Source organism: Kitasatospora sp. NPDC040550, assembly GCF_055594965.1.
Genome location: NZ_JBVIWC010000003.1, coordinates 295,499 through 306,592 on the forward strand (window position 1 = coordinate 295,499; position 11,094 = coordinate 306,592).

Annotated in this window: 5 protein-coding genes; 2 read left to right on the forward strand and 3 right to left on the reverse strand. The window is 69.6% G+C overall.

Annotation, left to right across the window (positions count from 1 at the left end):
- The first annotated feature begins 622 nt into the window (after positions 1-622).
- Both rpoB and ACZ58X_RS06640 read left to right on the forward strand, forming a co-directional pair.
- Positions 623-4,099 carry a DNA-directed RNA polymerase subunit beta gene (gene rpoB / locus ACZ58X_RS06635; protein ID WP_350503604.1) on the forward strand — a complete coding sequence of 1,159 codons (3,477 nt, stop codon included), beginning with the start codon at positions 623-625 and terminating at the stop codon, positions 4,097-4,099.
- Positions 4,100-4,197: 98 nt separating this feature from the next.
- Positions 4,198-8,091, forward strand: a complete 3,894-nt coding sequence (locus tag ACZ58X_RS06640; protein ID WP_470332578.1) for a DNA-directed RNA polymerase subunit beta' — start codon at positions 4,198-4,200, stop codon at positions 8,089-8,091.
- Positions 8,092-8,196: 105 nt separating this feature from the next.
- Here the strand turns inward: ACZ58X_RS06640 and ACZ58X_RS06645 are convergent, their stop codons facing one another.
- From ACZ58X_RS06645 to ACZ58X_RS06655, 3 genes are all read right to left on the reverse strand, one after another.
- Positions 8,197-9,501, reverse strand: a complete 1,305-nt coding sequence (locus tag ACZ58X_RS06645; protein WP_470332579.1) for a M48 family metalloprotease — start codon at positions 9,499-9,501, stop codon at positions 8,197-8,199.
- Positions 9,502-9,610: 109 nt separating this feature from the next.
- On the reverse strand, positions 9,611-10,126 hold the full coding sequence (locus tag ACZ58X_RS06650; RefSeq protein ID WP_470332580.1) for a Pycsar system effector family protein: 516 nt from the start codon (positions 10,124-10,126) through the stop codon (positions 9,611-9,613).
- A gap of 17 nt (positions 10,127-10,143) precedes the next feature.
- Positions 10,144-11,094, reverse strand: a complete 951-nt coding sequence (locus ACZ58X_RS06655) for a hypothetical protein (protein WP_470332581.1) — start codon at positions 11,092-11,094, stop codon at positions 10,144-10,146.

An 11,094-nucleotide genomic window follows, 5' to 3' on the forward strand; every position in this document is an offset into this window, starting at 1 on the left:
GTCTTTTGCGTTCCCGGGCCCACCCGCCCTCCCCGCCGCCCGGGGCCGGACGACCACCGGTGTGGCCGATCGCGCACTCGGCGCTGTCGGCGACGAGGAGTATGGTGATCACCGTCATCGACGGTGGCCCCGACCACGGCTTCTGTAACGCCGGAGGGGTTCGGAGCGATGAACGGGTCGAGGTCCGCCCCGCCGGCGGGCCCTTGACGAACCTGGCGAGGCGCGCGATTCTCAAGGCGCGAGTCCGCCTGGTTGGTTCGCTGCTGGATGCATAACCAGCGGCTCGGGCGGGAAATGACTCCACGTGAGTTAGAGCAGTACCCGGTGGGCGCCCGCGCCCCCGGCTACCGGGAGGAGTCTCCGATTCGGTTTCCGAATCAGAGCTGGACAGCAGTGTGGCCTTTGGCTACACTGTCCCTTTGCGCTGCCTGTTAGCTGCTCCGTGACTCGTCGCCCGGAGTTTGCGTTGCCCTGATGGGGTCTGGCATCGCCTCCGCAAAGCGGCTCTGACCTGGGGTTTCGACCCCGGCGGAGGCCAGTGGCGAGGGAGGCGGGACCTAGCCCGACCAGGCCCGGCTGGTACGCGCGTAGTGAGCTCCGAGCCCTCGGAAGGACCCCCCTCTTGGCCGCGCCGCGCAACGCCTCGAACAATTCCGCCGCATCCACCGCCCCGCTCCGCGTCTCGTTCGCGAAGATCAAGGAGCCCCTCGAGGTCCCCAACCTCCTGGCCCTGCAGACCGAGAGCTTTGACTGGCTGCTCGGCAACGCGGCCTGGAAGTCCCGGGTCGAGCAGGCGCTGGAGTCTGGTCAGGATGTCCCCACCAAGTCCGGTCTGGAGGAGATCTTCGAGGAGATCTCGCCGATCGAGGACTTCAGCGGGTCGATGTCCCTGACCTTCCGCGACCACCGTTTCGAGCCGCCGAAGAACTCCATTGACGAGTGCAAGGACCGCGACTTCACGTACGCGGCCCCGCTCTTCGTCACGGCCGAGTTCACCAACAACGAGACCGGTGAGATCAAGTCTCAGACGGTCTTCATGGGCGATTTCCCGCTCATGACCCACAAGGGCACGTTCGTGATCAACGGCACCGAGCGTGTCGTCGTGTCGCAGCTCGTCCGCTCCCCGGGCGTGTACTTCGACTCCACCCTGGACAAGGTGTCCGACAAGGACATCTACTCCTGCAAGGTCATCCCCTCGCGTGGTGCCTGGCTCGAGATGGAGATCGACAAGCGCGACATGGTCGGCGTCCGCATCGACCGCAAGCGCAAGCAGTCCGTCACCGTGCTGCTCAAGGCTCTCGGCTGGACCAACGAGATGATTCTCGAGGAGTTCGGCGAGTACGAGTCGATGCGCAACACCCTGGAGAAGGACCACACCCAGGGCCAGGACGACGCGCTGCTGGACATCTACCGCAAGCTGCGTCCGGGCGAGCCGCCGACGCGCGAGGCCGCGCAGACGCTTCTGGAGAACCTGTACTTCAACCCGAAGCGCTACGACCTGGCCAAGGTCGGCCGTTACAAGCTGAACCGGAAGCTGGGCAACGCCGAGTCGCTGGACTCCGGCGTGCTCACCGAGCCCGACATCATCGGTGCGATCAAGTACCTGGTGAAGCTGCACGCGGGTGAGACCGAGTGGCGTGACGAGACCGGCCGCGACATCGTGGTCGAGGTCGACGACATCGACCACTTCGGCAACCGCCGCCTGCGCAACGTCGGCGAGCTCATCCAGAACCAGGTCCGTACGGGTCTCGCCCGTATGGAGCGCGTCGTGCGCGAGCGCATGACCACCCAGGACGTCGAGGCGATCACGCCGCAGACCCTGATCAACATCCGGCCGGTCGTCGCCTCCATCAAGGAGTTCTTCGGCACCAGCCAGCTGTCGCAGTTCATGGACCAGACGAACCCGCTGTCGGGCCTGACCCACAAGCGTCGTCTGTCCGCCCTAGGTCCCGGTGGTCTCTCCCGTGAGCGCGCCGGCTTCGAGGTCCGTGACGTGCACCCCTCGCACTACGGCCGCATGTGTCCGATCGAGACCCCGGAAGGCCCGAACATCGGTCTGATCGGGTCGCTGGCCTCGTACGGCCGGGTCAACGCCTTCGGCTTCATCGAGACCCCGTACCGCAAGGTCGTCGACGGTGTCGTCACCGAGAAGGTGGACTACCTCACCGCCGACGAGGAGGACCGCTACGTCATCGCCCAGGCGAACGCCCCGCTGACCGCGGACCTGCACTTCGCCGAGCCCCGCGTCCTGGTCCGCCGCCGCGGCGGCGAGATCGACTACATCCCGGGCTCCGAGATCGACTACATGGACGTCTCGCCGCGCCAGATGGTGTCGGTCGCGACCGCCATGATCCCGTTCCTCGAGCACGACGACGCCAACCGCGCGCTCATGGGCTCGAACATGATGCGCCAGGCGGTGCCGCTGCTGAAGAGCGAGGCCCCGCTGGTCGGCACCGGCATGGAGTACCGCTGCGCCGTCGACGCGGCCGACGTCATCACCGCCGAGAAGTCGGGCGTGGTGCAGGAGGTCTCGGCCGACTACGTCACCGTGGCGAACGACGACGGCACGTACACCACGTACCGCGCCGCCAAGTTCACCCGCTCCAACCAGGGCACCGCCTTCAACCAGAAGGTGCTCGTGGACGAGGGCGCCCGGGTCGAGGTCAACCAGGTGCTGGCCGACGGCCCGTGCACCGACGAGGGCGAGATGGCCCTCGGCAAGAACCTGCTCGTGGCGTTCATGTCGTGGGAGGGTCACAACTACGAGGACGCGATCATCCTGTCGCAGCGCCTCGTGCAGGACGACGTCCTCTCCTCGATCCACATCGAGGAGCACGAGGTCGACGCCCGTGACACCAAGCTCGGCCCCGAGGAGATCACCCGGGACATCCCGAACGTCTCCGAGGAGGTCCTCGCGGACCTGGACGAGCGCGGCATCATCCGGATCGGCGCCGACGTCGTCACCGGTGACATCCTCGTCGGCAAGGTCACCCCGAAGGGTGAGACCGAGCTGACCCCCGAGGAGCGCCTGCTCCGCGCGATCTTCGGCGAGAAGGCCCGTGAGGTCCGCGACACCTCGCTCAAGGTCCCGCACGGTGAGTCCGGCAAGGTCATCGGCGTCCGCGTCTTCGACCGCGAAGAGGGCGACGAGCTGCCCCCGGGCGTCAACCAGCTGGTCCGCGTCTACGTGGCCCAGAAGCGCAAGATCACCAACGGTGACAAGCTCGCCGGCCGTCACGGCAACAAGGGTGTCATCTCCAAGATCCTTCCGGTCGAGGACATGCCCTTCCTCGAGGACGGCACCCCGGTCGACATCATCCTCAACCCGCTGGGTGTCCCGTCCCGAATGAACCCGGGACAGGTCCTGGAGATCCACCTCGGGTGGCTCGCCAAGCAGGGCTGGGACGTCTCCGGCCTCGCCGACGAGTGGGCCCAGCGCCTCCAGGCGATCGGCGCCGACCAGGTCGCCGGTGGCACCAACCTCGCCACCCCGGTCTTCGACGGCGCCCGCGAGGACGAGATCACCGGTCTGCTGGACAACACCACCCTCACCCGTGACGGTGAGCGCCTGGTGAACTCCACCGGCAAGGCCCGCCTGTTCGACGGCCGCTCCGGCGAGCCGTTCCCGATGCCGGTCTCGGTCGGCTACATGTACATCCTCAAGCTGCACCACCTGGTCGACGACAAGCTGCACGCCCGGTCGACCGGTCCGTACTCGATGATCACCCAGCAGCCGCTCGGTGGTAAGGCGCAGTTCGGTGGTCAGCGCTTCGGTGAGATGGAGGTGTGGGCCCTCGAGGCGTACGGCGCCGCGTACGCCCTGCAGGAACTGCTCACCATCAAGTCCGACGACGTGCTCGGCCGCGTGAAGGTCTACGAGGCCATCGTCAAGGGCGAGAACATCCCCGAGCCCGGCATTCCCGAGTCCTTCAAGGTTCTCATCAAGGAAATGCAGTCGCTCTGCCTCAACGTGGAGGTGCTGTCCTCGGACGGCCAGTCCATCGAGATGCGGGACTCCGACGAGGACGTCTTCCGCGCCGCCGAAGAGCTCGGCATCGACCTGTCCCGGCGCGAGCCGAGCAGCGTCGAAGAGGTCTGACGGAGGTCGGGCCGGCTGCCCCGAGCAGCCGGCCCGCCCCCAGGCCCCCCTCAGACCACAGACAAACTCTCGAATCACGAAAGAGGGCTTGACGACCAGTGCTTGACGTCAACTTCTTCGACGAGCTCCGCATCGGCCTGGCCACCGCCGACGACATCCGCCAGTGGTCGCACGGCGAGGTCAAGAAGCCGGAGACCATCAACTACCGCACCCTTAAGCCCGAAAAGGACGGACTCTTCTGCGAGAAGATCTTCGGCCCGACCCGGGACTGGGAGTGCTACTGCGGCAAGTACAAGCGCGTCCGCTTCAAGGGCATCATCTGTGAGCGCTGCGGCGTCGAGGTGACCCGCGCCAAGGTGCGCCGCGAGCGGATGGGCCACATCGAGCTGGCCGCCCCGGTCACCCACATCTGGTACTTCAAGGGCGTGCCGTCCCGCCTCGGGTACCTGCTCGACCTGGCGCCGAAGGACCTCGAGAAGGTCATCTACTTCGCCGCCTACATGATCACCTGGGTCGACGACGAGCGCCGCCAGCGCGACCTGCCGTCCCTGGAGGCGCACGTCTCGGTCGAGCGCCAGCAGATCGAGAACCGCCGCGACTCCGACCTCGAAGGCCGCGCCAAGAAGGCCGAGTCCGACCTGGCCGAGCTGGAGGCCGAGGGCGCCAAGGCCGACGTGCGCCGCAAGGTGCGCGAGGGCGCCGAGCGCGAGATGAAGCAGCTGCGCGACCGCGCGCAGCGCGAGCTGGACCGCCTCGACGAGGTGTGGGCCCGCTTCAAGAACCTCAAGGTCCAGGACCTGGAGGGCGACGAGCTGCTCTACCGCGAGCTGCGCGACCGCTTCGGCACGTACTTCTCCGGCTCGATGGGCGCGGCGGCCCTCAAGGACCGCCTGGAGACCTTCGACCTGGCGGAGGAGGCCGAGCGCCTCCGCGAGATCATCCGCACCGGCAAGGGCCAGAAGAAGACCCGTGCGCTCAAGCGCCTCAAGGTCGTCTCCGCGTTCCTGCAGACCAGCAACAAGCCCAACGGCATGGTGCTGGACTGCGTCCCGGTCATCCCGCCGGACCTGCGTCCGATGGTGCAGCTGGACGGTGGCCGCTTCGCGACCTCCGACCTGAACGACCTGTACCGCCGCGTGATCAACCGCAACAACCGCCTGAAGCGCCTGCTCGACCTCGGTGCCCCCGAGATCATCGTGAACAACGAGAAGCGCATGCTCCAGGAGGCCGTCGACGCGCTGTTCGACAACGGCCGCCGCGGCCGTCCGGTCACCGGCCCGGGCAACCGCCCGCTCAAGTCCCTGAGCGACATGCTCAAGGGCAAGCAGGGTCGTTTCCGTCAGAACCTGCTCGGCAAGCGAGTCGACTACTCGGCCCGTTCGGTCATCGTCGTCGGCCCGCAGCTCAAGCTGCACCAGTGCGGTCTGCCGAAGGCCATGGCGCTGGAGCTCTTCAAGCCGTTCGTGATGAAGCGCCTGGTCGACCTGAACCACGCGCAGAACATCAAGTCGGCCAAGCGCATGGTCGAGCGTGCCCGCCCGGTCGTGTGGGACGTGCTCGAAGAGGTCATCGCCGAGCACCCCGTCCTGCTGAACCGTGCGCCCACCCTGCACCGCCTCGGCATCCAGGCCTTCGAGCCGCAGCTGGTCGAGGGCAAGGCCATCCAGATCCACCCGCTCGTCTGCACCGCGTTCAACGCGGACTTCGACGGTGACCAGATGGCCGTCCACCTGCCGCTCTCCGCGGAGGCGCAGGCCGAGGCCCGCATCCTGATGCTGTCCTCGAACAACATCCTCAAGCCGGCCGACGGTCGCCCCGTCACCATGCCGACCCAGGACATGGTGCTCGGCCTGTTCTTCCTGACCTCGGACCGCGACAACGTGAAGGGCGCCGGCCGCACCTTCTCGTCGACCGCCGAGGCGATCATGGCCTTCGACGCCCGCGAGCTGGACGTCCAGGCCCCGATCGAGCTGCGCCTGGCCGCCGGCACCGTCCCGCCCCGCGGCTGGACCCCGCCGGTGGACGAGGAGGGCCAGTCGACCTGGTTCGACGGCGAGCCCTTCCGCCTCAGCACCACCCTGGGCCGCGCGCTCTTCAACGAGCTGCTGCCCGAGGACTACCCGTTCGTCGACTACGAGGTGGGCAAGAAGCAGCTCTCCGCGATCGTCAACGACCTGGCCGAGCGCTACCCCAAGGTCGTCGTCGCGGCGACCCTGGACAACCTCAAGGCGGCCGGCTTCCACTGGTCGACCCGCTCGGGCGTCACCGTCTCGATCTCCGACGTCGTCGTCCCGCCGAACAAGCCCCAGATCCTGGAGGGCTACGAGGCGAAGGCGGAGAAGGTCCAGCGTCAGTACGAGCGCGGCCTGATCACCAACGACGAGCGCAAGCAGGAGCTCATCGGCATCTGGACCCAGGCGACCAACGAGGTCGCCGAGGCCATGAACGAGAACTTCCCGAAGACGAACCCCATCTTCATGATGGTCGACTCGGGTGCTCGTGGAAACATGATGCAGATGCGCCAGATCGCCGGTATGCGTGGTCTGGTGTCGAACGCCAAGAACGAGACCATCCCGCGACCCATCAAGGCGTCGTTCCGTGAGGGTCTCACCGTGCTGGAGTACTTCATCTCCACCCACGGTGCCCGTAAGGGTCTGGCCGACACCGCCCTCCGTACCGCCGACTCCGGCTACCTCACCCGTCGTCTGGTCGACGTCTCCCAGGACGTCATCATTCGCGAGGAGGACTGCGGCACCGAGCGCGGCCTCAAGCTGGTCATCGGCTCCGTGGGCGCCGACGGCGTGCTGCGCAAGGCCGACGACGTCGAGACCAGCGTGTACGCCCGCATGCTCGCCGAGGACATCACCGTCGACGGCAAGCTGCTCGCCACCGCCAACACCGACCTCGGTGACGTGCTGATGGACGAGCTGATCCGCCACGGCATCTCCGAGGTCAAGGTCCGCTCGATCCTGACCTGTGAGTCGGCCGTCGGCACCTGTGCCTTCTGCTACGGCCGTTCGCTGGCCACCGGCAAGCTGGTCGACATCGGTGAGGCGGTCGGCATCATCGCCGCCCAGTCCATCGGTGAGCCCGGCACCCAGCTGACCATGCGTACCTTCCACACCGGTGGTGTGGCCGGTGACGACATCACCCAGGGTCTGCCGCGTGTCGTCGAGCTCTTCGAGGCCCGCACCCCCAAGGGTGTGGCCCCGATCTCCGAGGCCACCGGCCGCGCGCGGATCGAGGACACCGAGAAGACCCGCAAGATCGTCATCACGCCGGACGACGGCACCGACGAGATCGCGTACCCGGTCTCGAAGCGTGTCAAGCTGCTCGTCAGCGAGGGCGAGGCGGTCGAGGTCGGCCAGAAGCTGACCATGGGTGCCACCAACCCGCACGACGTCCTGCGCATCATGGGCCAGCGCGCCGTCCAGATCCACCTGGTCGCCGAGGTCCAGAAGGTCTACAACTCGCAGGGCGTGTCGATCCACGACAAGCACATCGAGATCATCATCCGGCAGATGCTCCGCCGCGTGACGATCATCGAGTCGGGCGACGCCGAGCTGCTCCCGGGCGAGCTCGTCGAGCGCGGCCGCTTCGAGACCGAGAACCGTCGCGTGGTCTCCGAGGGCGGTCACCCCGCCTCCGGCCGTCCGCAGCTGATGGGTATCACCAAGGCCTCGCTGGCCACCGAGTCCTGGCTGTCGGCCGCCTCCTTCCAGGAGACGACCCGGGTCCTCACCGACGCGGCGATCCACGCCAAGTCGGACCCGCTGCTGGGCCTCAAGGAGAACGTCATCCTCGGTAAGCTCATCCCGGCCGGTACGGGTCTGCCCCGCTACCGCAACATCCGGGTCGAGCCGACCGAGGAGGCCAAGGCCGCCATGTACTCGGCCGTCGGCTACGACGACTACGACCTGTCGCCCTTCGGCGCCGGCTCCGGCCAGGCGGTTCCGCTGGACGACTACGACTACGGCCCGTACACCGGCTGAGTCGAGCGTCACTGATCGCAGGGCGGTCACCCCTCACGGGGTGGCCGCCCTGCGGCGTTTCCCGGCCGGTGTCCCCGGCCGGTGTCCCCGGCTGGTGTCCCCGCTCTACCGGGCCGGGGTGGCCGCGGCCGCGCGCCAGTCCTCCAGCCGGCGGATCCGGGTGTGGGTGTCCGGGTGGCTGGACAGCAGCCGCTGGCCCAGGCCCGGGCGGACGGCGCGGCCCCCGTGCTCCCGCGCGGCCGCCGCCAGGGCCTCCTCCTCGTCCCGCAGGAAGCCGTGGAAGACCTCGATCATGGCGTCGGCGAAACCGAGCTCGGCGGCCTGGACGTCCGCCCTCAGCTCGGAGCGGCGGCCGACCGCGGCCAGCAGGTACGGCGTGACCAGGACCAGCAGCAGCGGCGGGAAGGAGAGCGCCACGGCCACCACCAGGACCACCGAGACCAGCCCGACCACGAGGGCGCCGAGCAGCGAGAACACCGAGGCGATCCGGAACGCGACGACCGCCGCGATCCGGAAGACCGCCCAGGCGATCCGGGCCGGCATCGAGTACCAGTAGCCGAGCAGGGTCGCCCAGGCGTGGCCGCCGCGGTGGTGACCGAGCTCGTGGGCGAGCACGGCGGCCAGCTGGGCGTCGGGGAGGGTCTCCAGCGCGTACCGGGTGACGCCGACGATGTGGCCGGCGGCCGCGGTGGCGTTGACGGCCTTGTGGTCCTCGATCCACAGGTCGTACGTCTCCGGGTTCACCCCCGCCTTGGCGGTCACCTGGTGCCAGATCGGCTCCAGGCGGGTCAGCTCGGAGTGCAGCGCCGGACGCATCCGGAACAGGTAGCGGGCGAGCACCTTCTCGGTCGGGCGGTGGAAGACCAGCGCGCCGGAGGCGATCCAGAGGCCGATCAGCACCAGGTTGAGCGGCTCGGGGAGGAACAGCGAGACCAGCGTGACGACCAGCAGGCTGCACAGGAAGTGCGGTAGCTGGAGCAGCAGTTGGCCGACCGCGGTGGCGTCGGCGCCGCGCTGGCGGGCGGCCAGGTGGATCCGGCCGGTGTGCGGGTCGATGTCGACGGTGGGGTCCAGCACCGGCGGCCGGGGCGGGGCGGGCGGCGGGGCGAAGCCCTGGGCGGGGATGCGCGGGGGGTGCTGGGGGTGCTGGGGCTGGGAGGGGGCCGGCTGGGGCTGGGGCGGGGGAGCGTACTGGGGCGGGACGGCGGTGGGGTACTGCGGCGGGGCGGGGGGCCGCGGGGCGGGCGCGGGGTACGGCGGCGGAGGGGTGGCGGCCGGGTACCCGGGCGGCGCCGCCGTCGGGTACTGCGGGGCGGCCGTCGGGTACTGCGGCGGGACGGTCGGGTACTGCGGCGGGGCAGCTGTCGGGTACTGCGGCGGTGTGGCGTCCGGGTAGGTCGGTTCGGTCATGGCGGGGTCCTCGGGGACGGGACGCGCGCACGGCGGCGTCCGTACGGTGACGGGCTGTGCAGGACGGTGCGGGAGGGTGCGGGACGGTGCTGGACCGTGCGGTGGGCGGTCAGCCCAGGAGCAGGGCGGTGACCAGCGGGAACAGGCCGGCGCCGAAGGCGAGGATGCCGACCCGGACCCAGGAGTGCTTGCGCGCGGCGATCAGGCTGTTCTCCGCGAGCGCGGCACGGACGGCCTCCGCGGCCAGCCGCTCGGTGTCGGCCAGGGCATCGGTGAGCAGCCCCTGTTCGGCGGCCAGCCTGATGTCCCCGAAGTAGCCGAGCGGGCGGCCCGGGCGCCAGGTGCTGCGCCGGAAGCGGGGCAGCACCGCGAGCAGCAGCGAGACCAGGGAGACGGCGATGCCCAGCCCGCCGAGGGCCAGCAAGGCCTTCGCCGCGCCGGAGAGCTGCTGCGGCGCCCAGCCGGTGCTGGTGAGCAGGCCGCCGAGCACCCCGACGATCACGCCGAGGGCGGCCACCAGGACGGCCGCCTTGCTGTCCGCGCGGGCGATCTCGGTGCGCAGCTCGGCGAGCAGGGCGGTACCCGGCGGCGGGGGCACCGGGGCGGTACCGGCGGGGGCGGACACGGTGGGACTCCTCGGGTTCACTGGGGCAGCGGAGGGTTCGGGCCCTTGTCGAGCCGGGGCGTGCCCGGGCCCGCGGGCCGGTGGCGCAGGATCGCTTCGAGCGCGGCCTTCGCCTCCTGGCGCGGGCCCTCCAGCTCGAACTCCTCCAGGCCGTTCTGGTCGAGCAGCCGCTGGATCACCTGGAGCTGGCCCTGGACCAGCTCCTGCTGCTCGTCGCGGAGGTAGCCGAGCGCCCGGGGCAGGTCCTCGGGGTGAGCGGCCACCTGGAGGGCCCAGGCGGTCACCCCGCCCTGCTCCAGGTGGTACTGGTAGAACTTCGCCTTCGCGGCGAGGATCTCGTTCGCCTCCTGGACCTGCCGGAGGGCGTGCGGGTGGGCCTGGGTGTCGAAGTGGTAGCCGCGCAGCCGCTCCTTCTGCTCGCGGGCGGCCCGGTCGATGTCCAACTGGACGGTGCAGCGCACCCGCAGGCCCTCGGCCTCGGCGACCGGGTACCCGTCCAGGTCCTCCTGGACGGCGGACTCGGCCTCGCCGCTCCGGTCGGTGGAGAGGTGGCGGGTGACCGCCCGCATCCGCTGCCGGATCCGCGGGACCAGCAGCGCCGGGACGTCGCGGATCCGGCTCGCCACGACCAGCTCCGCGGCCGACACCTGCCAGTCGATCTCCACCACGGCCTCGAAGGCGCCGACGTCGTCCCGGCCGGGCAGCCGCTCCTCGGCCCGCAGGTGGTGCAGGCCGAGGTCGACCTCGTACGCGGCCTGGTAGTTGCGGCCCACCAGGTCGCTGAACCCCGGGCGGTGCGGCGGGAGGTAGACCTGGTGCTCACCGGACGGGGTGGTCAGGACGAGGGCGGAGTCGGCCCGGGCGACGGGGCGCTTGGGCAGGCCGAGCGCGCGGCCCAGCGGGTGGACCGTCAGGACCGGGTCTGTCAGGTCTCCGGTGGGGAGGTCGGGGCGGTGTCGTGCCGACAT